Source organism: Nonomuraea sp. NPDC047529 (genome assembly GCF_040642995.1).
Taxonomy (GTDB): domain Bacteria; phylum Actinomycetota; class Actinomycetes; order Streptosporangiales; family Streptosporangiaceae; genus Nonomuraea.
In genome coordinates this window covers 13509-36073 of record NZ_JBEYTJ010000010.1, presented here as the reverse complement: position 1 = coordinate 36073, position 22565 = coordinate 13509, and the positions used below count along the sequence as shown (strand labels likewise).

Below are 22565 nucleotides of genomic sequence, written 5' to 3'. Positions count from 1 at the left end.
CGGTCAGGAGGCGCGGTAGGTCTTCAGCACCCTGCCCTGCGGGTCGGCCACCAGGTAGCCCGTGCGGTAGGCGTCGCCCAGGTAGACGAGCAGGACCTGCTTGGTGCTGGTGAAGACGAAGTTGGGATCGACGACGAGGTAGCGCGAGGTGGGCTTGCGCACGCCGAGGACGCCCTCGGCCTTCTTGAGCAGGCCGGGCATGGCGTCCCAGTCGTACTTGGCCAGGTCGACGGTGGGGGTGCGGACCGTGGAGCCGGCGCCCTCGCGGGAGGCCACGCCGTCGCGGTAGGCGTAGCGGTCGTAGATGGTCGGGTCGCCCTTGACCGGTGCCTCGGCGGAGATGTACGTCGGGTAGACGACCATCCGGACGACCTTGGTGCCGCCCATGACCGGCTTGAGCGCCTTGATCGCGGCGCGGATGCCGTCGGCGGTGAGCAGGTTCTCCGGCTGCGGCTTCGGCTCGTCGGTCTCCGCCGGCTCCTGGGCGTCGGTGGTCTCCATCGGGGTGGCCCGCGGCGTCTGCGGCTGCTCCGGCTGCTCCGCGCCGCGCACGCCCGGGAGCAGCGTGTAGACCAGCACGCCGGTCACCGCCAGCGCGCCCACGGAGGCCGTCACGGCCGCGACCGGCGAGCGGCGGGAGCGGCGCGACGACCTGGTCCCGGCGTGCGAGAACGACGGCTCCGGCCCCCAGGGCCGCGGCCCCCCGGGCGGCACGGTGGCCCCTGGCGGCGGCCCGTGGTGGAGGGGGCCCGAGGGTGGGGAGGGGTGGCCGGGCCGGAAGGGGGCCGGGGGCGGCGGGAGGTAGGCGTGCGGGGCGGAGCCCGGGTCGGCGACGGCGGCGAGCAGGCGGTCGAGGGTCTCGGCGTCGGGCCGGCCGGCCGGGTCGCGGCGCAGCAGGGCGCCGAGCACGGGCGCGAGCGGCCCGGCCCGCTCCGGCGGCGGCACCTCCTGGTTGAGCACGGCGGCCAGCGTCGCCAGCGTGGTGCTCCTGCGCAGCGGGTGGCGGCCCTCGACGGCCACGTACAACATCATGCCGAGCGACCACAGGTCGGAGGCGGGGTCGCCCTCGTGCCCGTTGATGCGCTCGGGCGCGATGTACTCCGGCGAGCCGATGAACGACCCGGTCGCCGTCAGGCTGGTCGACTCGCGCACGGCGGCGATGCCGAAGTCGGTGAGCACCGAGCGGCCGTCCTCGCGCAGCAGCACGTTGGCGGGTTTGACGTCGCGGTGCTGGATGCCGACCGCGTGCGCGGCGCGCAGCGCGGACAGCACCTCGCGGCCCAGGCGGGCGGTCTCCCAGGGCGTCATCGGCCCGCGGGTGAGACGGTCCTGGAGCGAGCCGCCGGTGACCAGCTCCATGACGATCCACGGGTAGCCGTCGGCGCCCGGATCGACGATGTGGTGGATGGTGGCGACGTGCGGATGGTTCAGCCTGGCCAGCGCGCGGGCCTCGCGCAGCACCCGGGCGCGCAGCTCGCGGGCGCCCTCCGGATCGTGCTCCTCGAACGACGGGTCGGGCGGCCGGACCTCCTTCAGCGCGACCTCGCGGTGGAGGGCGGTGTCCCAGGCGCGCCACACCAGGCCCATTCCACCGCCGCCGAGCCTCTCGGTCAGCTCGAAGCGGTTGTCGATCACGCGTTTGTGCATGAGAAGCAGCGTAGGGCCGCGTCGCGGTCGCCGTCATCAGGGCCGTCGTCAGGGCCGTCATGAGGGCGGTCGGCACGGCCCCCGGAGGGCGGGACGGGCTGGTTGGATGGGAGCCATGAACGCAGGCGATCACCAGCTCGGCATCTACCTGACGGGCATGCTCGAAGGCCGTGCGCCGGAGCTGACCACCGACCTCTCCGCCCTGGAGGCCGCGGCCGGGCGGGTGCTCCCGCCCGAGGCGCTCGGCTACATCGTGCCCAGCGCGGGCAGCGGCTCGACCGCCCGCGCCAACCTGGAGGCGTTCGAGCGGCGCCGGATCGTGCCGAGGATGTTGCGCGGCGTCCGGCGGCAGCGTGACCTGTCGTGCGAGGTGCTGGGCACCCCGATGGCGGCGCCGGTGCTGGTGGCGCCGATGGGCGTGCAGACGCTGGCCCACGAGGAGGGCGAACTCGCCACCGTGCGGGCCGCGGCCGCGGTCGGCGTCCCGTACGTGCACTCGACGGCCGCAGCCCACGACTTCGAGCAGGTGGCGGCGGCGGGCGGGGACGCGCCGCGCTGGTACCAGCTCTACTACCCGACCGACCGGGACGTGTGCCTGAGCTTCCTGCGCCGGGCCGCGGCGACCGGCCATTCGGTGCTGGTGGTCACGCTGGACACGACGCTGCTCGGCTGGCGTCCGGCCGACCTCGACCGCGGCTTCCTGCCGTTCCTGGCCGGCACCGGCATCGCCAACTACCTGAGCGACCCCAACTTCGCCGGGGTGGAGAACCCGGTCGCCCATTGGGCGGGCATGTTCCCCAACCCGGGGCTGAGCTGGGACGACCTGCCGTTCCTGCGCGACCACTGGGACGGCCCGATCGTGCTCAAGGGCATCATGAGCACCGAGGACGCGCGGCTGGCCGCCGAGCACGGCATCGACGGCATCGTGGTGTCCAACCACGGCGGCCGCCAGGTCGACGGCGCCCTGGCCGCGCTCGACGCGCTGCCCGGCATCGCCGAGGCGGTCGGCGACCGGCTGACGGTGCTGTTCGACTCGGGTGTGCGCACCGGGGCCGACGTGGTCAAGGCGCTCGCGCTGGGCGCGCGGGCCGTGCTGGTCGGCCGTCCCGTGCTGTACGGGCTGGCGCTGGGCGGGCAGGCGGGCGTCGAGCACGTGCTGCGCTGCCTGCTGGGCGAGCTGGACATCACGCTCGCCCTGTCCGGCTACTCCTCGCCGGACGAGCTGGACCCCGACGCGCTCGCCTGAGGGCACATCGAGGTCGGGAAGTGACCGCGATTGCCCCTACCGTTGTCCCCATGGATCCCCTCATCTCCCAGCGCGCGCTCAACCGGGCCACGCTCGACCGGCAACTGCTGCTGCGCCGCGGCGGCGGGAGCGTGCAGGAGGTCGTCGAGCAGCTCGGCGGCCTCCAGGCGCAGACCCCCCACACCTGGTACGTCGGCCTGTGGAACCGCTTGGAGGGGCTCAAGCCCGAGGACGCCTCCGCCCTGTTGGACTCCCGCGAGCTGGTGCGGATCGCGTTGCAACGCTCCACGATCCACCTGGTCACCGCCCGCGACTGCCTGGCCATGCGGCCGCTGTTGCAGGTGGTCACCGAGCGCATGACCCGGACGACGTTCGGCAAGCGGCTGGCGGGCGTCGACCTGGACGAGCTGGCCGTGACCGGGCGGGCGCTGCTGGAGGAGCGGCCGATGACCTTCGCCGACCTCGGGCGGGCGCTGGCCGAACGGTGGCCGGAGCACGACCAGCACGCGCTCGGCCAGGGCGTGCGCTGGCTGCTGCCGCTGGTCCAGGTGCCGCCGCGCGGCCTGTGGGGCAGGAGCGGGCCGGTCGCGCACACCACCGCCGAGTCGTGGCTGGGCCTGGGCGAGGTGCCGCCGATGACGGCCGCCGAGCTGGTCCGGCGCTACCTGGCCGCGTTCGGCCCGGCCTCGGTGCAGGACGCGCAGACGTGGTCGGGGCTGACCAGGCTGGGCGAGGTGGTCGAGTCCATGGACCTGGTCCGTTTCAGGGACGCCTCCGGCCGCACGCTGTACGACCTGCCGGAGGCCGTCCGGCCGCCGGAGGACGTGCCGGCCCCGGTCCGGCTGATGTACGACTTCGACAACCTGTTCCTGTCGCACGCCGACCGCTCCCGGGTGATCAGCGAGCGCGGCGCGGCCGTCATGCAGGGGTCGTTCATGGGCACGAACGTGATCCCCCGGATCATCCTCGTGGACGGCGTCACCGCCGGCGACTGGACGGTGACCAGGGCCAAGGGCGTCTCGACGCTGAACGTCCACCAGTGGACGCCGATCGGCGAGCTGGACGAGGTCGAGCGGGAGGCGCGGCTGCTGCTGGAGTTCCTGGCCCCCGGCGACCGGCACGACGTCTCAGTCCTTGACCGCCCCTCCAAGCCCTGACACGAGCCGCCGCTGCACCGCCACGAAGAAGATCAGCACGGGGATCGTCATCAGCGTCGAGGCCGCCATGATCCCGCCCCAGTCGTTCTCGTTGGGCTTGAAGAAGACGAGCAGCGCCGCGGGCAGGGTCTGGTTGTCCTTGGCCGAGATGATGAAGGTCCGCGCGAAGACGAAGTCGTTCCAGGCGGTGATGAAGGAGAACACGCTGGTCGCCACCAGGCCGGGGGCGACCAGCGGGAACAGCACGCGCCACAGCACGGTCGCGCGGCCGGCCCCGTCGATCATCGCCGCCTCCTCCAGCGCCTCGGGCACCGCGGCGACGAACCCGCGCAACATCCAGATCGCGAACGGCAGCGTGAAAGCGAGCTGCACCACCACCAGCGAGGCCAGCGTGTTGAGCAGCCCCAGGTCCCTGACCACGAAGAACAGCGGGATCGTCAGCGCCTCGACGGGCACCATCTGCGCGACCAGGAACATGATCAGCACGGTCGTCCTGAACCGGAAGGCGAACCTGGTCACGGCCACCGCCGCGAGGAAGGCGAGCCCGGCCGACAACACGACCACGACCAGCGCCACGACCGCGCTGTTGAGCAGGTAGCGGGCGAAGTTCTCGCCGGTCAGCACGCGGACGAAGTTGTCCAGCGTCGGGTGCGACGTCCAGGGCCTGACCTCCAGCGACTGGATCTCCCCCGCGGGCTTGAACGCCGACAGGGCCATCCAGTAGAGCGGGAACGCGGTGAGGACGGCGACCACCAGCGCGACCGTGTTGGGCAGAAGACGTCGTCGGTTCACAGGCGTTCCCCACTGCGCCGCAGCGCACGGATGTAGAACAGGGTGATCACGAGCAGGATCAGTGTCATGACGACCGCGACGGCCGAGCCGAGGCCGTACTCGGAGGAGCCGAAGGCGATCTGGTAGGCGTAGACGTTGAGCACGGTGTTCTGCCCGGCGACGCCGCCGCCGTTGGTCATCACGTAGATCTGGGTGAAGAGCTTGAAGTCCCAGATGACCGACTGGATGACCACGATCGTGACCAGGGGCCGCAACATCGGCACGACGATCCGCCAGAACCCCTGCCAGGCCGAGGCGCCGTCGAGCGCGGCGGCCTCCAGCACCGAGGACGGGACGGCCCGGATGCCCGCGTACAGGGTGATCATGACGAGCGGGAACGAGTGCCACACCACCGTCGCGCCGACCACGCCGAAGGTGACCCACCGGTCGTAGAACCAGTTGAACCCGTCGATCCCGAGCACCTGGTTGACCAGGCCGAGGTCGGCGTCGAACAGGAACATCCACACGGTGGAGCCGGTCATCGCGGGCGCCGCCCACGCGCCGAGCGCGGCCAGCGACAGGGCCGCCCTCGGCACCGGCCCGGTCCTGGTCAGCAGCACGGCCAGGGCCGCGCCGACCGCCAGCGTCGCGACGACCAGCGCCGCCGCGAACCCCACGGTCTGCGCCAGCACCTCCCAGAAGCGCCCGTCGCCGAGCAGCGTGGCGTAGTTGCCGAACCCGACGAACGTGCTCGGCTGCCCGCCGCTGACCTGCGCCTGCCGGTAGTCGAAGACCGACAGCAGGCCCAGCATGTAGACCGGGTAGCCGAACATCGGGACCAGCACGGCCGCCGCGGGCAGCAGGTACAGCCACGGACGCCCGCGGCGGACGGTCGTACCTCGGCTCACGAGCGGCCGAAGGCGGTCTTGACGGCCGCGGAGGCCTCGGTGGTGGCCTGGTCGACGGTGGACTGCCCGGTCGCGACCTTCTGCAACATCGTGGGGATGACCTTGCCGTTGTCGATCTTCACCCAGGCGGGGTCGATCGGTACGAACCGGGTGCCCTTGGCCACCGTGTCCAGGAACGGCCTGACGAACGGGTCCTTGGCCGCCAGCTCGTCGCGGGCCGAGGTGAGCGTCGGCAGGTTGCCCATCGCGTCGTACATCTTGGCCTGGTACGCCTTGCCGCCCAGGAGCTTGACGAAGTCCGCGGCCAGGGTGCGGTGACCGGCGTTCTTCAGCACGCCCAGGTTGTTGCCGCCGGCGAAGGCGGGCGCGATCGAGCCCTCGGCCGCGCCGGGCAACGGCACGACCGCGTACTTGCCGGCCGCCGCGCCGGCGTCCACGGCCGAGCGGTTGAAGTTGCCCAGGATGCCCATCGCGGCCTTGCCGCCGGCGAACAGCTCGACCGTCTTGCCGCCGGTCAGCGAGACGCACGCCTGCGGCGGGCAGACGTCGTCGGTCAGCAGGTCCGTGTACGCCTTGACGCCCTTGCGCGACTCGGGCGAGTCGAGCGAGGTGATGTCGCCGCCGGCGTCCCAGACGAAGGGCAGGGCGCCGAAGGTGTACTCGCCGCCGACGGCGATGCCGTACAGGTCGGGCTTCTTCTTCCGGATCGTGCGAGCGGTCTCGGTCAGCGCGGCGACGGACGTGGGCGGTTTCAGGCCCAGCTCGTCGAAGACGTCGGTGCGGTAGTAGAGGGCTCGGATGCCGATGAACCAGGGCAGGCCGTACTGCTTGCCCTGGACGGAGGCCGACTTGACCAGGTCGGGGGTCAGGTCCAGGCCCTTCAGGTCGGCGGTGAGGTCGGCGAAGCCGCCGGCGGCGGCGTACTCGGCGAGGTCGGTGTTGCCGTACTCGGCGACGTCCGGGGAGCTGGCGGGGTCGTTGAAGGCGCCCTTGAACTTCTCGTGCCGGGCGGGGGTGGTGGGGATGTAGGTGACCTCGACCTTGACGTCCGCGTGCGCGGCGGTGAACTCCTTGATCGCCTCGTTGACGACTTTGTCCTTGGGGGCGCGGTTGGGCTCGTCGAAGAGCCAGACGCGCAGCGTCCCCGTCCGCTCGTCGCCGCCGCCGGAGGCGGGAGCGGTCGAGGGTGCGCAGGCGGCCAGCGTGAGCAGGGCCGTTCCGGCCGCGGCAAAGTAAAGAAACTTCACTATTACCTCCTGAGCGCAGACACTAGGAATTCGTCCAAGGGTCGAGAAGACTTGTCAGAAGATGTTGTGCAGTGCACAACAGCGTGCTGCATTTCGCGAAATTTCATCGAATATGGTGACGTTCGTGCCCGAACGCAACCAGTCCGCCTCGCTCCGGCGCGCCCTGGCCGTCCTGGACCACGTACGCGGCCACACCGGCCTGTCGCTCACCCAGCTCGCCGAGGCCGTGGGCCTGTCCAAGAGCACGGTGCTGCGGCTGACCGTCCCGCTCGTGGAGGCCAGGCTGCTCGAACGCGACCGCAGGACCGGGGCGTACCGGCTGGGGCACGGCACCCTCCAGCTCGGGCAGGCGTACCTGGCCACGCTCGACCTGCGCGCGGTCGCGGCCGAGGAGTCGCACCGGCTGATGAGCGAGGTGCGCGAGACCGTCCACCTGGTCGTCTACGACCACCCCCACGTCGTCTACATCGACAAGGTGGAGAACGAGACGAACGTGCGGATGGCCTCGCGCGTCGGCAGCCGCGGCCCGGTGCACGCCACGGCGGTCGGCAAGGCGATCCTGGCCTGGCAGCCGGAGGAGGCACTGGCCGGGCTGGCGCTGGAACCGATCACCAAGCACACCATCACCGACCCCGACCGGCTGCGCGCCGAGCTGACCCACATCCGGCGGCGCGGCTACGCGGTGGACGACCGCGAGAACGAGCCCGAGGTGCGCTGCGTCGCCGCGCCGATCTTCAACCACAACGACGCCGTCGTCGCCGCCGTCTCGGTCTCCGGGCTCACCTCGCGGATCACCGCCGCGCGGGTGCGGGAGCTGGGGCCGCTGGTGGCCGGGGCGGCGTCACGGATCTCCAGAAAGCTGGGCAGGCCGACCACATGACCGAACTGGTGACCTTCGGCGAGACCATGGCGCTGTTCGCCGCCCGGCGTACCGGGCCGCTGCGCTTCGCCCGCGACTTCGACCTGGGCCTCGGCGGCGCCGAGTCGAACGTGGCGATCGGCGTGGCCCGGCTCGGCCACCGGGCGACGTGGACCGGGCGGGTGGGCGACGACGAGTTCGGCGACCTGATCCGGGCCACGCTCGCCGGGGAGGGCGTGGACGTGCGCGCGGTCACCGACCCGCACGCCCCCACCGGCCTGATGATCAAGGGCAGGCGCACCGCCGACCTCGTGGACGTGCGCTACTACCGCAGGGACAGCGCCGGGTCCCGGCTGCGGCCGGACGACCTCGATCCGGCGCTGATCTCCTCGGCCCGCGTGCTGCACGTCTCCGCGATCACCCCGGCGCTGTCGCCGTCCGCCCGCGAGAGCGTGGCGCACGCCGTCGCCGTGGCGCGGGCGGCCGGCGTGCTCGTCTCGCTGGACGTCAACTACCGCCGGGCCCTGTGGGCGGCGGAGGAGGCCGGCGCCTGGCTGCGGGAGACGGTCGGCGGCGTGGACGTGCTGTTCGCGACCGTGCCCGAGGGCCGCCTGATCGCCGACGTCGAGGACCCGGCGGAGCTGGCCAAGGCGCTGGCCTCGCTGGGGCCCTCGTACGTGCTGGTCAAGTCGGGGGCCGAGGGCGCGCTTGAGCTGTCGGACGGGGTGCTGCGGCGGGCCCGGCCGTACCGGGTGACGGAGGTGGACCCCGTGGGCGCCGGGGACGCGTTCGCGGCCGGGTGGCTGGCCGACTGGCTGGCCGGGGCCGAGCCGGAACGGCGGCTGGACACCGCCTGCGCGGCGGGCGCGTTCGCGGTGACCTCGCAGGGCGACTGGGAGAGCCTGCCCCGCCGGTCCGACCTGGGCCTGCTCGGCCGGGGCGCCGACGACGTGAGCAGGTAGCCGCCCCGAGGACGAGGTTTTGCCCGTTTCCGATCCGGCCTTGAGGGCAGCCGGGGAAGATCTCGTCCGGGGAGAGGAACGGTGCGATGACAGACGTCTCCAGCAAGGGACCGCAGTCGGGCGACGAGCGCGAGGTGCTCACCAACCGGCAGGGGCATCCCGTCTACGACAACCAGAACCAGCGGACGGTCGGCCCGCGCGGTCCGGCCACGCTGGAGAACTACCAGTTCCTGGAGAAGATCAGCCACTTCGACCGCGAACGCATCCCCGAACGGGTGGTGCACGCCAGGGGCACGCTGTCCTACGGCTACTTCGAGGCGTACGGCAAGATCGGCGACGAGCCGGTCAGCCGCTACACCAGGGCCAAGCTGTTCCAGGAGGCCGGCAAGCGCACGGATGTGGCGCTGCGCTTCTCCACCGTGATCGGCGGCCGGGACTCCGCCGAGACCGCCCGCGACCCGCGCGGTTTCGCGATCAAGTTCTACACCGAGGACGGCAACTGGGACCTCGTGGGCAACAACCTGGCCGTCTTCTTCATCCGGGACGCCATCAAGTTCCCCGACGTCATCCACTCGCTCAAGCCCGACCCGGTCACCTTCCGGCAGGACCCGAACCGCATCTTCGACTTCATGTCGCAGACGCCCGAGTCGATGCACATGCTGGTCAACCTGTTCAGCCCGCGCGGCATCCCCGCCGATTACCGGCACATGCAGGGGTTCGGCGTGAACACCTACAAGTGGGTCAACCAGCAGGGTGAGACGTATCTGGTCAAGTACCACTGGATGCCCAAGCAGGGCGTGCGCAGCATGACCGAGGCGGACGCGGCGGTCGTCCAGGCGGGCGACCTGGGACACGCGACGAAGGACCTGCACGACGCCATCGAGCGCGGCGAATATCCCGAGTGGGAGCTGCTGGTCCAGCTCATGAGCGACGAGGAGCACCCCGAGCTGGACTTCGACCCGCTCGACGACACCAAGGTGTGGCCGGAGAACGAGTTCCCGGCCAGGCCGGTCGGCCGCCTGGTGCTGAACCGCAACGTCGACAACCAGTTCGCCGAGAACGAGCAGGCCGCCTTCGGCACCGGCGTCCTGGTGGACGGCCTCGACTTCTCCGACGACAAGATGCTGGTCGGCCGGACGTTCTCCTACAGCGACACCCAGCGCTACCGGGTCGGCCCCAATTACCTGCAACTGCCGGTCAACCAGGCCAGGAACGCGCCCATCAGGACCAACCAGCGCGACGGCCAGATGGCGTTCTTCGTCGACACCGGCGGCGAGGACCCGCACATCAACTACGAGCCCTCGCTCCGCGGCGGCCTGCGCGAGGCCGAGTACCCGACCCTCGACGAGGAGGGCCCGGTCATCAGCGGCCGGCTCATGCGCAGGCGCATCCCGCGGACCAACGACTACAAGCAGGCCGGCCAGCGCTACCTGCTCATGGAGCAGTGGGAGCGCGACGACCTCGTGCGCAACTTCGTCGACGCGCTCAGCCAGTGCGACCGGCGTATCCAGGAGCGCATGGTCTGGCACTTCCTGCTCGTGGAGGACGACCTCGGCCTGCGCGTGGGCGAGGGCCTCGGCCTCACCCCGGACGACGTCTCCCAGCTGGAGCCGCTGGCGGGCCAGGACCTCACCGACGAGGACCGGGAGCGCCTGGTCAAGCTGGGACGCAACGGCCCTCGCGACGTGGAGGGGCTGAAGATGACCCATTGCGTCCCCAACGAGCGGGCCGCCCACGCCGAGGGCCTCTGAGCAGCGGCCTCTGAGCAGCGGCCGCTGAGCGGCTACAGCAGCCCGGCGGCGGCCAGCAGCTTGCCGATGCGGCCGGTCTCGTCGTCGTTCAGCGGGATCTGCGGCAGCGCGGTGAGCGGGCAGTCGATGACGCCCCGCAGGTGCAGGGCGGCCTTGAACGCGCCCAGCCCCGCCGAGCTGCCGCCCATGCGGCCCGCGCCGACCCGGACGATCTCGAACAGCCTGACCAGGCGTTCCTGCTGGATCCTGGCCGCCTCCCAGTCGCCACGGGAGGCGGCCCGGTACAGCTCGGCGTACCCGTGGGGGTCCACGTTGCCGAGGCCGGGCACGACGCCGTCGGCGCCCATCCACAGCGCGGAGTCCACGGTCACCTCCGACCCGGTGAGCACGCTGAACGGCGCCCGGCGGCCCATGATGACCTGGCGCAGGCCGCCCTCGTCGCCGCTGGAGTCCTTCACCCCCGCCAGCGCGCCCTCGGCGGCCAGTTCGAGCAGCAGGTCGGCGCCCAGCTTGGTGTGCACGCTGACCGGCAGGTCGTAGGCGTAGACGGGCAGTCCGCCGCGGGCGGCGATCGTCCGGAAGTGGGTCCGGATCTCGTCGGGGTGGGTGCGCGTGTAGAACGGCGCGGTCGCCACCAGCGCGGACGCCCCGGCCTCCACCGCGACCCGGGCGTGTTCGAGCACCCGCGGCGTGGTCATGTCGATCACCCCGGCGAGCACCGGAACCTGCCCGCCCACGTGCCCGACGACCGTGTCCAGCACCACCCGCCGCTGCGCGTCGGTCAGGTAGGCCACCTCCGAGGAGGAGCCGAGCACGAACAGCGCGTCCACCCCGCCCTCCAGCAGATGGTCCACCAGCCGGGTCAGGGAGGCGGCGTCCACCTCGTGGCCGGGGGTCAACGGGGTGCAGACCGGGGGGATCACGCCGGTCACCGTCGCGGACCCGGCGACATCGGGATCTGTCGCGGACCCGGCGACATCGGGATCTGTCGCGGACCCGGCGACATCGGGATCTGTCATGAGTGCTCCTGGATCAGCTCTAGGTCGGTGGCTCCGGCCGCCACCGGGTGGTGGCAGTGGAAGAAGTGGTCGTCCCCGGCCCGGGTGGCGGGGGGCGGCTCGGCGGCGCACAGGTCGTCGGCCCGCCAGCACCGGGTGCGGAACGGGCAGCCGCTCGGCGGCCTGGTGGCCGACGGCACGGCCCCCACCAGCGGGATCGGGTTGATGGGCGAGATCAGCCCCGGGGTGGCCGAGAACAGCGCCCGCGTGTACGGATGCCTGGCCCGCCCCGGAACGGACTGCGCGGGCGTCTGCTCGACGATCCGGCCCAGGTACATGGTGACCACGCGGTCGCTCATCCTGCGCACGGTCTGGATGTCGTGCGAGATGAACACCAGTGCCAGCCCGAGCCGTTCCTTGAGGTCGAGCAGCAGGTTGAGGATCTGAGCGCGGACGGACACGTCCAGGGCGCTGGTGGGCTCGTCGGCGACGACCAGCCCGGGTTCGAGCGCGAGCGCCCTGGCCACGGCCACCCGCTGCCGCTGCCCGCCGGAGAGCTGGCCGGGCAGCGCGCCGGCCACGCCCGCGGGCAGGCCCACCAGGTCCAGCAGCTCACGCACGCGGGCCTCGCGCTGGGCGGGGGTGCCGCGGCCGTGCACGTCGAGCGGGTCGCGCAGGATGCGCCCGACCGGCAGCCGCCGGTTGAGCGCCGTGGACGGGTCCTGGAAGATCAGGCCGACGCCGCCGCCGACGAGCGCGCGCCGCTCGCCCGGCGTCAGCGTCCACAGGTCGCGGCCGTGCAGGCGCACGCTTCCCGAGGTCGGCCGCTGCAGCCCGACCAGCACCTTGGCCAGCGTGGACTTCCCGCAGCCCGACTCCCCCACGATCCCGACGGTCTCGCCGGGCGCGACGGTCAGCGAGGCGGCGGTCAGGGCGTGCACCCGGTCGCGCGAGAACAGCCCTCCCGACCGGGCCTTGTGCACGACGTGCACATCGTCCAGCTCAAGCATGTCGCTCACTCCCCACGAGTTCGACCGCCGGGTGGTGGCAGGCCACCGCGTGCCGCCTGGCCTCTCCGGCCAGCACCGGGGCCTGCGTACGGCACATGTCGGTGGCCATCGGGCATCGGTCGGCGAACCTGCACCCGGCCGGGAAGTCGGCGGGCGCGGGCACCACGCCGGGGATCTGCGTCAGCCGCTCGGCCCCCGACTCCAGCGACAACACCGCGCCGAGCAGCCCACGGGCGTAGTGATGGGCGGGCTCGCCGACCAGGGCGGCGGTGGCGCCGGTCTCGACGATCTGGCCGCCGTACATGACGACGACGCGGTCGGTGACGTCGGCGACCAGGGCGAGGTCGTGCGAGACCAGGATCAGCGCGAACCCCAGCTCCTCGCGCAGCCGCAGCAGCAGCTCGATGACCTGCGCCTGGACGGTCACGTCGAGCGCGGTCGTCGGCTCGTCGGCGACGATCAGCTTGGGCTCGCGGGAGAGCGCCATCGCGATCAGCACCCGCTGCCGCTGGCCGCCCGACAGCTCGTGCGGGTAGGCGGACAGGGTGCGGCGGGCGTCAAGGCCGACCAGTTCGAGCAGCTCGGCGGGGGTACGCCGGCCGCCCCTGCGGGTGACCTGCCTGAGCTGGGCCCTGATGGTCATGGCCGGGTTGAGCGAGGACAGCGCGTCCTGGTAGATCATCGCCATCTCGTGACCGAGCAGGCGGCGGCGGGCGCCACGCGGCAGGGCGAGCAGCTCCTTCTGGTCGAAGCGCACGTGCCCGCTGACGTGGGCCGCACGTGGTTGCAGGCCCATGACGGTCAGTGCGGTCAGCGACTTGCCGCAGCCGGACTCGCCGACCAGGCCGACGACCTCGCCGGGCCACACCTCGAAGCCGATGCCGTCCACGATGTCGATGTCCGGCTCGAAGCCGATGCGCAGGCGTTCGACGCTGAGGATCGGCTGTCCTTGGGGCAGCGGGCGGGCGCGTTCGGCCAGCCGGCGCGCCGCCTCGGCCAGGCCGGGCAGTTCGAGCACCTGGCCGGTGCCGGGGGTGGCCTGCTCGTACGCGTCGTCCTTCTTGGGGGCGGCTCTGCGTACCGGGGCGGCCCAGGCGTCGGAGATGCCCTCGGACAGGATGTTCAGGGCCAGCACGGTGAGCAGGATCAGCAGGCCGGGGAAGACCGTGGCCCACCAGCCGCCGAGCAGCACCAGGTTCTTGCCGTCGGCGATGACGCTGCCCCACGACGGGTTCGGCGGCCGTACGCCGGCGCCGATGAACGACAGCGACGCCTCGAACACGATCGCGTCGGCCACCATCACCGTGCAGAACACCAGCACGGGCGCGGCGCAGTTGACCGCGACGTGCCTGACCACGATGTACGGCGTGCGGGCGCCGATGACGCGTTCGGCCGCCACGTAGTCCTCGCCGTACTGGGCGATCACGTTGGCCCGCACGACCCTGGCCACGGACGGCATGTAGAGGAAGGCCATGGCCATGACCAGCACCGGGATGCTGCCGCCGAACACCGCGACCAGCACGGCGGCCAGCGCGATGCCGGGGAAGGCCATGATCACGTCGAGCACGCGCATGACGGTCTCGTCCACGATCCGGCGCGAGGTGGCCGCGACCGCGCCGACGACCGCCCCGGCCACCAGGGCGAGCCCGGTGGCGCCGAGCCCGATGATCAGCGACCAGCGGGCGCCGTACAGGAGCCTGGACAGGATGTCGCGGTTGGCGCTGTCGAGGCCCATCCAGTGCGCGGCCGACGGGCCGCCGCCGGCGGCCTCCTGGAAGTACGGCGAGTGCGGCGCGATCAGCGGCGCGAACAGGGCGGCCAGCACGACCAGGACGATGACGCCGACCGCCGGCCAGGACGCCAGGGGCAGCCGCCGGAAGGCGACGCCGGGCCTGGCCAGGCGTTCGGTGAGTCCGCTTCTCATCAGGCGGCACTCCTCAGGCGGGGGTTGACCAGCAGGTAGAGGATGTCGACGACCAGGTTGACCACCATGAAGCCGATCGCGATGGTGAGCACGACGCCCTGCACCACGGCCGGGTCGCCGTCGCGCACCGCGTTGATCATGAGCTGGCCCATGCCGGGCAGGCCGTAGATCGTCTCGATGACCACCGTGCCGCCGATCAGGTAGCCGATGCGCAGACCGAGCACGGTCAGCGGGTTGATCAGCGCGTTGCGCAGCACGTTGCGTCCGACCACGACGATCATCGGCAGGCCGCTGCCGATCGCGGTGCGCACGTAGTCACGGTCCAGCTCCTCGACCATCGACGTGCGGATGATGCGGGTGAGCTGGGCGGCGATCGGCAGCGACAACGACAGCGCGGGCAGCGTCATCGACTGCAGCCAGCCGGTGACGGAGTCCGCGGGGTTGATGTAGCCGCCGGTCGGGAACAGTCCCTCGCCGACCGCCAGCCACTGGATCATCAGCAGCGCCAGCCAGAACGCCGGGGCCGCGACGCCGACCAGCGACACGACCCGGATCGCCTGGTCGGGCCAGCGGTCGCGGAACAGCGCCGCGGTCACGCCGAACACCAGCGACAACACGACCGCCACGGCCAGGCCGAGGAACGTGAGCTGGAGGGTCAGCGGCAACGCGGTCGTCACCGACTCGATGACCGGCTTCTTGGTGAGCACGCTGGTGCCCATGTCGCCCTGGGCGAGGTCGGCGACGAAGCGCACGTACCGCAGCGGCAGCGGGTCCAGCAGGCCGTTCTCCTCCTGGAAGCGGTGGATCTGTTCCGCCGTGGGGTTCGCGCCCTGGAAGTAGGCGTACTCGGGTTTGACGCCCGAGAAGCGCATCACGACGAACACGAACGCGACCACGCCCAGGACCAGCGGGATCAGGATGAGGAGCCGCCGCAGCAGCATCCTGAGTACGAGCGTCATGTCCTCTTGGCCTGCAGCAGGTTGATGCCGGGGTAGGGCTGGGCGCGGATGCCGGAGATCTTCTTCGGGTCCCAGGCGGTCATCAGCTCGTTGTGGACGACGGGGTAGAGCACGGCCTCCTCGGCGACCAGGTCCAGATATTTGTGGATCTGCTCGGTCTTCTTGGCCTTGTCCGTCTCCTTGCCGGCCGCGTCCATCATGGCGAACAGCTTCTCGGCGTCCTTGCTGCCGTCCCAGTGGCTGTACTTCATCCACAGGCCGCCGGGCACGTAGTTGTAGTGCAGGATCAGGTCGGCGTCCATGCCGAACTGGTTGGGGTTCGAGGCCGCCGCGACCACCTGGTAGTCCTGGAACTGGTCCATCTTGGTGAACAGCGCGGCCGTGTCCTGCGGCTCCAGCGTGGTCTTGATCCCGACGGCCTCCCAGGAGGCGGCGATGGTGGGCAGGCAGTCGGCGATCCAGCTCACGTTGACGGCCATGAGGTTGACCGTCAGGTTCGTGACGCCCGCCTCCTTCAGCAGCGCCTTGGCCTTGTCGGGGTCGTAGTCGTAGACGACCGAGGCGCGGCGGTGGTCGGGGTGGCCCTCGTTGAGGAAGGAGCTGGAGGCCGTGCCGTGGCCCTTGAGCGCCACGTCGATCATCTTCTGCTTGTCGATGGCGTAGTGCAGCGCCTGGCGGACGCGTACGTCGTCGAAGGGCTTGGCGGCGGTGTTGAACATCAGGAACATGTGGTTCATGCCCTTGCCGCCCTCAACCGTGAGCCCCTGCTGCTTGAGCTGTTCGACGTTGGCGTACGGGATGTTGTCGGCGATCTGCGCCTCGGCCGAGCCGCCGGAGATCTTGGCCACCCGGGCGGAGGCGTCCACGATGGTCAGCCAGTTCATCTTCTTGACGGTGGCCGGGCGCGGCCCGTTGTAGCCGTCGAACGCCTCGAAGGAGGTGTTGGATTTCGGGTTGTGCGCCGTCTGCTTGTACGGCCCGGAGCCGACCGCCATGCCGCTCTTGGCCTTGTCCCACGCGCCCGCCTGGCCGAACACGTGCTTCGGCATGATCTTGGCGATGGTCAGCCGGGGCGCCGCGTCGGGGAAGGGGAACTTGAAGACCAGTTCCACGTTCCGGTCGTCGACCTTCTTCACCTCCTGGAGCCAGGACTTGAAGAAGTTGCCGGTCAGCACGTTGTCGGGGCCGAGGATGCGCTCGAACGTGAAGACCACGTCGTCGGCGGTGACCGGCTGCCCGTCGTGCCACTTGGCGCCCTCGCGCAGGGTGAACGTCCAGGACGTGGCGTTCGGGTCGGCGGGCAGCGCCGTGGCCAGGGCCGGGTACGGCTCCCGGGTGACCGGGTCGGTGTCGAGCAGTCCTTCGTAGACGTGGCTGATCCCGGCCATCGCGAACGCCGACGCGGTCTGCGTCGGGTCCCAGCTCTGGTCGTTGCCGTAGCCGATGACGGCGGTGATCAGGTCTTTGTTCGATCCGGCGCCGACCGAGCCGGTCGAGGCCGGGCCTCCGGAACAGGCGGAGAGGGTGGCCGCGATGAACGCCGCCGCACCCGTGGCCCCGCTGTAGCGCAGGAAGTCACGGCGGCTGAACTCAGAGCTCACGGATGCCTCCTGGGGGGAAAGGTAGAACGTAGGACATCCCATGTCCTATCTTGTGCGTAACGTGGACGCTAAACGCCAGAGCGTCTTGAGGTCAACAGAGGATTTCCGGAATGTTACCTACGATGAAAGGAAGCTCCATGACCGCAGTCCCGCGTCCGGCACGTCCCAGCCGGGCCGTCGAGGCCCAGGAGGGCGTCAAAGACCTGATCGTCAGGCGCGGGCTGGTCGCGGGCGACCCGCTGCCCACGGAGTCGGAGCTCATGGAGGAGCTCCAGGTCAGCCGCAACTCCGTCAGGGAGGCGCTGAAGGCCCTCCAGGCGGTCGGCATCGTGGACATCCGCCACGGCTTCGGCATGTTCGTCGGCCGGATGTCGCTGTCCGGCCTCGTGGACGAGCTGGCCTTCCACAGCCGCATCACCCTCCAGAACGGCCGCAACCACCTGGCGCACCTCATCGAGATCCGCGAGATCCTGGAGAGCGGCCTCGTCCAGCGGCTCATCGACCTGGGTCCGGAGGCCGACCTCGCGCCGGTGGCCGACGTCATGGCCCGCATGGACCACGAGTCGCAGGTCGGCGAGGTCTCCCCCGAGACCGACCGGCTCTTCCACGACCTGCTCTACCGGCCGCTCGGCAACCCGCTGGTCAGCCAGCTCCTCGGCGCGTTCTGGGACGTCTACCACCAGCTCCGCGACCACCTCGGCGCCCCCGACGAGCCGCCCGGCGACGTGGCCAGGCGGCACCGCGACATCTACGCCGCGGTGCTGGCCGGCGACCGGGCCGCCGCGGTGTCGGCCGTGTACGCGCACTTCGACGGCGTGCGCAACCGGCTGGCCCGGCTGGGAGGCTAGTCCGGGAAGCGGGCCACGCGCCTGGCCCATGGCCGTTGCCATTCCTCGTACCACTCGGCGAACCAGGGGTGGGGCGCGGCCAGCGGCACGATGGAGGAGACGGTCTCCTGGTAGCAGTGCTTCTGGAACCGCCAATGGAGGCGCTGCAACTCCTGCACCTTGCTCACCCCGACGGCCAGCTTCACGAGCACGGCCTGCGCCGGGGCCTTGGCCAGCGCGGCCAGGTGGTCGGCCCCGGCCTGCCCGGCGGGCCTGGTCACCCAGCGGACGAGCCCGGTCACGTCCGCGCCGAACCGCCGCGCGAGCTCCCGCTCGGTGCACGCCGTGTCCTCCAGCACGTCGTGCAGCACGACCGCGGTCAGCACGTCGGGGTCGCGCACCTGTGCCCCGGCCACCGCCACCTCCAGCGCCTCCAGCAGGTGCTCCACGTACGGCCGCCCGGTGGGACGCTGCCGCACGCCGTGCTGCGTCCGCGCGAAGCGCACCGACTCGCGCAACCTCGTGACGGCCTGCGACGGGAGCGCCTCGGCCAGGGGGCCGGCGGCCTGGCCCCACGACATCCAGCTCGTGAAGATCTTCATCGGGCTCCTCTCGACGTCCTAGGCTGAGAATATGACCGAGATCGCCGTTCTCGACGGCTCGTGGACGTTCAACGGAGAGATGCTGCGCGTGGTCCCAGGCGGCGACAAGAACGTCCATGAGCTCCGCAAGGTGCTCGGCGAGGTCGCCGTGCCGCTGGAGGCCATCGCGACGTGCGCGTTCGAGCCCGGCCGCAAGGGCGGCCAGCTGCGCCTTCGCCTGCGCTACGGCGCCGACCCCCTGTCCGACCTCGTCGCCGGGTCGCTGGCCGCGCCCGCCGACCCCTACCGGCTCGCGGTGCCCAAGGAGCGCGCCGGCGCCGCCCAGTACTTCGCCGACGAGGTCCGCGACACCCTGGAGATCAACCAGACGCCGACCGGCCCCTGCGAGCACTACCTCCTCCCCGGCCCCGCCATCCCCGTCTCGGCCACGGCCGGCGACGGCACGGCCGTCTTCGACGGCGAGCGCGTCCGCCTGGAATGGACGGGTTTCGCCAGCTCGGAGAAGGAACGGGCCGGGTCGCAGGAGTTCCCGCTGGCCAACCTGGTGGGCGTGGAGTGGAAGCCGCAGTCCGGCCTGGGCTACGGCACGCTCCGCTTCCGGCTCAAGGGCGACGGGCCCGGGGTCACCCCGCAGAAGGACCCCCACTGCGTCTCCTGGGGCATCCAGCGCTTCGGCGGCGCGACCGCGCTGGTCGGCGCCGCGGTGCTGGCCCGGCTGCCGCGCGAGGAGCCCGCCGAGCTTGAGCCGCCGGCCGCCCCCGGCGGTGATGCGCACGACGCGGTGCTGCGCCGCCTGGCCGAGCTGGGCGAGCTGCACCGCTCGGGCGTGCTGACCGACGACGAGTTCGCGGCGGCCAAGCAGGCCATGATCCGCCGGCTCTGACCTGTTGCCTTTATCCGCTTGGCGGCCGTCCGTACCCTGTGGGACGGTTGAGCCGTGTCCGACCAGCTTCCCCGTACCGTGGACGAGGCCGTCGCGGCGGAGCGGAACGGCCGCCGGCCGCGTTACCTCTACTTCTGGGGCCACCGCCCGTCCCGCGACGGCGGCCCCGGCCGCGGCTGCCTGTCGCAGTGGTGGCCGGCGACCTTCACCGAGGACGGCCACACCTTCGCCTCGGCCGAGCACTACATGATGGCCCACAAGGCGTGGCTGTTCGGCGACCACGACATCGCCGGCCGCATCCTGCGCGCGGCGACCCCGGCCGAGGCCAAGAAGCTCGGCCGCACCGTACGCGGCTTCGACGAGGCCGTGTGGGACGCCCACCGGCTCGACATCGTCACCCGGGCCTCGCTCGCCAAGTTCCGGGCGCACGCGGACCTGTGGGAGTTCCTCGTCGGCACCCGCGCGCACGTGCTGGTCGAGGCCAGCCCGCTGGACCGGGTCTGGGGCATCGGCCTGGCCGCCGACGACGAGCGCGCCGCCTCCGCGGCGACCTGGCGGGGGCTCAACCTGCTGGGTTTCGCCCTGATGGCGGCCCGCGACGAGCTGGACGCCTGATCAGGTCAGCACCTTGGTGATCTTGGCCAGGTCCAGCAGCCGGAACTCGGCGGGCTCGTGGCACCACACGTCGAGGTCGGCGCCGCGTACCTCCGGGCCGCTGACCGTGAGGTCCTCGCCGTCGTAGGCGATCCGGGCCGTGCCGTGGTACTGCAGCTCCATCGCCACCCGTTCGCGGGCCTTGGGGGGCAGGGCGGTGGCGTACCGGCTGAAGACGTCGCGCAGCCCGTGGAAGACCGGGGCCGGCTCACCCGCGGTGGCGACCAGCCAGGCGGCGGCGCGTTCGGGGCTGAGGACCGCCTGTTCGCGGCGGGCCGGACGGGCGGGCGCGCGCCTGGAGGTGCGGCCGGTCACGGCGAGCGAGCCGTCGGCCTCGCGGGCCACCGGCGCGTACCCGGACTCCCTGAGCAGGGCCAGGGTCTGCGCCGGATCGAGGGCGCTGGCCAGGACGGTGGGGGCGAGCAGGCGCGGACGCAGCTTCGCCAGCCTGCGATGCGCGGCCACCTCGGCCAGCAGGGCGTGGTCGCCCACCACGCAGCAGCCCACCGGGACCACCTCGACCTCCCCGTGCCGCCGCGCGACGTCGTGGACGAGATACGTCAGAGGCTGCGGCAACGGGCCGGAGGCCACCTCGGCCAGGGCGGCGACGAGGTCGGCCGGGGTGTGGCCGGCGTCGAGGGCGCGGCGCACCGAGGCCGGGCCGAACCGCCACGTGCCGCCGGGCTCGCGGTCGGCGGCCCGGTCGAGCACCTCGGCCAGGGCGGCGGCGGGCGGGCCGGTGACCACGGCGGTCAGGTCGGTGCCGAACAGCGCCTGCTGCCGGGCCGCGGCCAGCAGCCCCGCGGCGGCCTCGCCCGCCTGCGGAGCCGAGGGCGACCGGAGGGCCAGGCCGGGCGGGCTGAGGACGTCCGCGCCGACCAGGCCCAGCAGCCTCGACTCGGCCAGCACGGCCAGCACGACCTCGCGGCAGCTCGCCCGCTGCAGGAGGGGAAGGTGCCAGCTCGCGGCCGCCGCCACCTCCTCGGCGTCCGGGACGGCCGCGCCCTCTCCCGTGGCGGTCGCGTCGGCGAGCAGCTCGAAGACCACCTCCCGGATGACGCTGGACGGCGTCCCGGTCCCGGCGGGGGCCAGCGGGGTGCGCGGTTTGCCGTCGTACCGGCGGGTCGGGCTGATCGGCAGCCCCCACCATGCCTCGACCAGCGCGGTGTAGCGATCGGCCGGCTCCAGGCGCATCCACGCGTCGTAGCCCTTGGTCGGCGAGACCCCGGTACGCCGCGTCTCGGTCGCGCGCCGGGTGCGCACCTGGGTGACCGGGTTGGCGGCCAGCAGCCCGGCGGCGTGCACGACGTCCAGCAGCAGGCGGACCTCGTCCTCGGCGCAGCCCAGCCGGCCGGCCAGGCGGCGCACCTCCTTGACCCCGACGCCGCCGCCCTTCAGCTCGGGCAACGGCTCCGCCGCGGCGGCCTCCAACAGGGCCGCGGCCCGGTCCAGGAGGCGGAGGGCGGCCACGGACGCCTCGTGGGCGACGAGCTCTCCGGCGACCGGCCGCGTACTGATCGCCGGTCGCTCGACCGGCAGGTCGATCCGGTGGTCGCGCCCGCGCAGCGCGAGCGCGACCTCCATGGGCATGACGTACGTGCGCTCCCAGTCGACGCTCCAGACGAGACCGTGGTCGCGGGCCCACCGCGCCGGGGTCGCCGCACGTCGCGGCTGGTGCTGGCCGCGCGGCGGGAACTCGTCGAGCACCCGCGCGGGCCCTCGCTCGACGAAGTCGTCCAGCAGCTCGCGGGTGCCCGCCGGGGCGCGGGCGACCAGCCGGGCCAGCCGGTCGGGGTCGCCGAGCGCCGCCGTGACGGACTCCATCAGGATCGCCTTGCGCCCCGCGCCGGTGCCGCCCAGCCGCCGGTCCACCTCGGTCAGCTCGGCCATGGTGACCTGCGGGAGGATCGCGGCCAGGTCGGGACCGAGCCCCAGGGGCGTGGGCAGCACCGCGGGCAGCCCGGCGGCGAAGCTCAGCGTCCCGCCCTCGTCGCGCCGGACGAGCGCGGCGCGTTCGAGCCGGTCGATCAGCCCTGAGAGGTCGGCCCCGGAGGCCACCAGGCCGGACAGCGGCCGCCCGGTGCGGGCCGCCACCAGGATCGCCTCGGTCAGCAGCAGGCAGGGCAGCGGCGTCCGGGACAGCGCCAGGTGCACGGACTCGGGCGCGTCGAGCCGTTCGGCCAGCTCGACCAGCCGCCGCGGCGGCACGGGCCGCAACACGTCCGGCCGCGACGTCAGCACCTCGGCCAGCCTCTCGCGCCCCAGCCCCGCCAGCCACTCCAGAAGCGTCTCGTCCACCCCCTGATTGTCGCAGCGCCGGGGTGCCACCATCCCGATGGTCATCTTCCTGGACGGCCGTTCCTGAGCGGCCCGGCATGGGAGCGGCGGGCCACGGGTGACACCGAGCGGCTCGGGGGCGTCCACAGGGTTCCGGGAAAGCAGAAACCCCAGGTCAACACAGTGACCTGGGGTTTCTCTAGGGTGCGCCGCCAGGGACTCGAACCCCGGACCCGCTGATTAAGAGTCAGCTGCTCTAACCAACTGAGCTAGCGGCGCAAC

At 72.2% G+C, this 22565-nt stretch carries 19 protein-coding genes and 1 tRNA gene; 8 read left to right on the top strand and 12 right to left on the bottom strand.

Going from position 1 to position 22565, the window contains the following annotated elements; genetic code table 11:
* Positions 1–3: 3 nt before the first annotated feature.
* Positions 4–1647, bottom strand: a complete 1644-nt coding sequence (locus ABZ815_RS17785; protein ID WP_357699017.1) for a serine/threonine-protein kinase — start codon at positions 1645–1647, stop codon at positions 4–6.
* Between the two features lie 115 nt (positions 1648–1762).
* Between ABZ815_RS17785 and ABZ815_RS17780 the strand changes: the two genes are divergently transcribed.
* Entirely contained in the window at positions 1763–2893 is a 1131-nt protein-coding gene (locus tag ABZ815_RS17780; RefSeq protein ID WP_357699015.1) for an alpha-hydroxy-acid oxidizing protein, read from the top strand.
* Between the two features lie 50 nt (positions 2894–2943).
* The gene (locus tag ABZ815_RS17775; RefSeq protein WP_357699013.1) at positions 2944–4050 is read left to right on the top strand and encodes a winged helix DNA-binding domain-containing protein; all 1107 of its coding nucleotides are present in this window, start codon (positions 2944–2946) and stop codon (positions 4048–4050) included.
* Here ABZ815_RS17775 and ABZ815_RS17770 read toward each other — a convergent pair.
* From ABZ815_RS17770 to ABZ815_RS17760, 3 genes are read right to left on the bottom strand one after another with little or no spacing between them, the layout of a single operon-like run.
* Positions 4021–4842, bottom strand: a complete 822-nt coding sequence (locus ABZ815_RS17770) for a carbohydrate ABC transporter permease (protein ID WP_357699011.1) — start codon at positions 4840–4842, stop codon at positions 4021–4023. The two genes, ABZ815_RS17775 and ABZ815_RS17770, sit on opposite strands and share 30 nt — an antisense overlap.
* Entirely contained in the window at positions 4839–5729 is an 891-nt protein-coding gene (locus tag ABZ815_RS17765) for a sugar ABC transporter permease (protein WP_357699009.1), read from the bottom strand. Before ABZ815_RS17765 ends, ABZ815_RS17770 begins: the two co-directional genes overlap by 4 nt.
* Positions 5726–6976 carry an extracellular solute-binding protein gene (locus tag ABZ815_RS17760; protein WP_357699007.1) on the bottom strand — a complete coding sequence of 417 codons (1251 nt, stop codon included), beginning with the start codon at positions 6974–6976 and terminating at the stop codon, positions 5726–5728. Before ABZ815_RS17760 ends, ABZ815_RS17765 begins: the two co-directional genes overlap by 4 nt.
* 124 nt (positions 6977–7100) lie before the next feature.
* On the opposite strand from ABZ815_RS17760, the gene ABZ815_RS17755 reads away from it, so the two are divergent.
* From ABZ815_RS17755 to ABZ815_RS17745, 3 genes are all read left to right on the top strand, one after another.
* Positions 7101–7856 carry an IclR family transcriptional regulator gene (locus ABZ815_RS17755; RefSeq protein ID WP_357699005.1) on the top strand — a complete coding sequence of 252 codons (756 nt, stop codon included), beginning with the start codon at positions 7101–7103 and terminating at the stop codon, positions 7854–7856.
* The gene (locus ABZ815_RS17750) at positions 7853–8797 is read left to right on the top strand and encodes a sugar kinase (protein ID WP_357699004.1); all 945 of its coding nucleotides are present in this window, start codon (positions 7853–7855) and stop codon (positions 8795–8797) included. Before ABZ815_RS17755 ends, ABZ815_RS17750 begins: the two co-directional genes overlap by 4 nt.
* A gap of 86 nt (positions 8798–8883) precedes the next feature.
* A complete protein-coding gene (locus ABZ815_RS17745) occupies positions 8884–10548 on the top strand; it encodes a catalase (RefSeq protein ID WP_357699002.1) in 1665 nt (554 codons plus the stop codon).
* 32 nt (positions 10549–10580) lie between these two features.
* Here ABZ815_RS17745 and ABZ815_RS17740 read toward each other — a convergent pair whose 3' ends face one another.
* Genes ABZ815_RS17740 through ABZ815_RS17720 form a run of 5 tightly spaced genes read right to left on the bottom strand, consistent with a single transcriptional unit; the run spans position 10581 to position 17040 of the window.
* Positions 10581–11567 carry a dihydrodipicolinate synthase family protein gene (locus ABZ815_RS17740; protein WP_357699000.1) on the bottom strand — a complete coding sequence of 329 codons (987 nt, stop codon included), beginning with the start codon at positions 11565–11567 and terminating at the stop codon, positions 10581–10583.
* Positions 11564–12556, bottom strand: coding sequence for an ABC transporter ATP-binding protein (locus ABZ815_RS17735; protein ID WP_357698998.1), 993 nt, complete (start codon positions 12554–12556; stop codon positions 11564–11566). The genes ABZ815_RS17740 and ABZ815_RS17735 overlap by 4 nt, the downstream gene beginning before the upstream one ends.
* On the bottom strand, positions 12549–14480 hold the full coding sequence (locus ABZ815_RS17730; RefSeq protein WP_357698996.1) for a dipeptide/oligopeptide/nickel ABC transporter permease/ATP-binding protein: 1932 nt from the start codon (positions 14478–14480) through the stop codon (positions 12549–12551). The genes ABZ815_RS17735 and ABZ815_RS17730 overlap by 8 nt, the downstream gene beginning before the upstream one ends.
* Positions 14480–15439, bottom strand: a complete 960-nt coding sequence (locus ABZ815_RS17725) for an ABC transporter permease (RefSeq protein WP_357698994.1) — start codon at positions 15437–15439, stop codon at positions 14480–14482. Before ABZ815_RS17725 ends, ABZ815_RS17730 begins: the two co-directional genes overlap by 1 nt.
* Positions 15436–17040: an ABC transporter substrate-binding protein gene (locus ABZ815_RS17720; protein ID WP_357698992.1), complete on the bottom strand. Its 1605-nt coding sequence runs from the start codon at positions 17038–17040 to the stop codon at positions 15436–15438. Before ABZ815_RS17720 ends, ABZ815_RS17725 begins: the two co-directional genes overlap by 4 nt.
* 137 nt (positions 17041–17177) lie before the next feature.
* Here ABZ815_RS17720 and ABZ815_RS17715 point away from each other — a divergent pair, with 137 nt between their 5' ends.
* On the top strand, positions 17178–17888 hold the full coding sequence (locus ABZ815_RS17715) for a FadR/GntR family transcriptional regulator (protein ID WP_357698990.1): 711 nt from the start codon (positions 17178–17180) through the stop codon (positions 17886–17888).
* Here the strand turns inward: ABZ815_RS17715 and ABZ815_RS17710 are convergent.
* Positions 17885–18469, bottom strand: coding sequence for an HD domain-containing protein (locus tag ABZ815_RS17710; RefSeq protein ID WP_357698988.1), 585 nt, complete (start codon positions 18467–18469; stop codon positions 17885–17887). The two genes, ABZ815_RS17715 and ABZ815_RS17710, sit on opposite strands and share 4 nt — an antisense overlap.
* 31 nt (positions 18470–18500) lie before the next feature.
* On the opposite strand from ABZ815_RS17710, the gene ABZ815_RS17705 reads away from it, so the two are divergent.
* Both ABZ815_RS17705 and ABZ815_RS17700 read left to right on the top strand, forming a co-directional pair.
* Entirely contained in the window at positions 18501–19352 is an 852-nt protein-coding gene (locus tag ABZ815_RS17705; protein ID WP_357698986.1) for a DUF4429 domain-containing protein, read from the top strand.
* Positions 19353–19406: 54 nt separating this feature from the next.
* Entirely contained in the window at positions 19407–19967 is a 561-nt protein-coding gene (locus ABZ815_RS17700) for an NADAR family protein (protein WP_357698984.1), read from the top strand.
* Here the strand turns inward: ABZ815_RS17700 and ABZ815_RS17695 are convergent, their stop codons facing one another.
* Together ABZ815_RS17695 and ABZ815_RS17690 are read right to left on the bottom strand one after the other, a co-directional pair.
* Positions 19968–22304, bottom strand: coding sequence for a helicase-associated domain-containing protein (locus tag ABZ815_RS17695; protein WP_357698982.1), 2337 nt, complete (start codon positions 22302–22304; stop codon positions 19968–19970).
* Between the two features lie 184 nt (positions 22305–22488).
* Positions 22489–22562: transfer RNA gene (locus tag ABZ815_RS17690), tRNA-Lys, on the bottom strand.
* Positions 22563–22565 lie beyond the last annotated feature (3 nt).

What these genes read in the sequence shown, in the direction of transcription:
- ABZ815_RS17730 (WP_357698996.1), bottom strand. Translation starts at nt 14,480, where the DNA reads ATGAGAAGCGGACTCACCGAACGCCTGGCCAGGCCCGGCGTCGCCTTC.
- ABZ815_RS17710 (WP_357698988.1), bottom strand. Translation starts at nt 18,469, where the DNA reads ATGAAGATCTTCACGAGCTGGATGTCGTGGGGCCAGGCCGCCGGCCCC.
- ABZ815_RS17705 (WP_357698986.1), top strand. Translation starts at nt 18,501, where the DNA reads ATGACCGAGATCGCCGTTCTCGACGGCTCGTGGACGTTCAACGGAGAG.
- ABZ815_RS17775 (WP_357699013.1), top strand. Translation starts at nt 2,944, where the DNA reads ATGGATCCCCTCATCTCCCAGCGCGCGCTCAACCGGGCCACGCTCGAC.
- ABZ815_RS17725 (WP_357698994.1), bottom strand. Translation starts at nt 15,439, where the DNA reads ATGACGCTCGTACTCAGGATGCTGCTGCGGCGGCTCCTCATCCTGATC.
- ABZ815_RS17785 (WP_357699017.1), bottom strand. Translation starts at nt 1,647, where the DNA reads ATGCACAAACGCGTGATCGACAACCGCTTCGAGCTGACCGAGAGGCTC.
- ABZ815_RS17735 (WP_357698998.1), bottom strand. Translation starts at nt 12,556, where the DNA reads ATGCTTGAGCTGGACGATGTGCACGTCGTGCACAAGGCCCGGTCGGGA.
- ABZ815_RS17780 (WP_357699015.1), top strand. Translation starts at nt 1,763, where the DNA reads ATGAACGCAGGCGATCACCAGCTCGGCATCTACCTGACGGGCATGCTC.
- ABZ815_RS17745 (WP_357699002.1), top strand. Translation starts at nt 8,884, where the DNA reads ATGACAGACGTCTCCAGCAAGGGACCGCAGTCGGGCGACGAGCGCGAG.
- ABZ815_RS17715 (WP_357698990.1), top strand. Translation starts at nt 17,178, where the DNA reads ATGACCGCAGTCCCGCGTCCGGCACGTCCCAGCCGGGCCGTCGAGGCC.
- ABZ815_RS17740 (WP_357699000.1), bottom strand. Translation starts at nt 11,567, where the DNA reads ATGACAGATCCCGATGTCGCCGGGTCCGCGACAGATCCCGATGTCGCC.
- ABZ815_RS17750 (WP_357699004.1), top strand. Translation starts at nt 7,853, where the DNA reads ATGACCGAACTGGTGACCTTCGGCGAGACCATGGCGCTGTTCGCCGCC.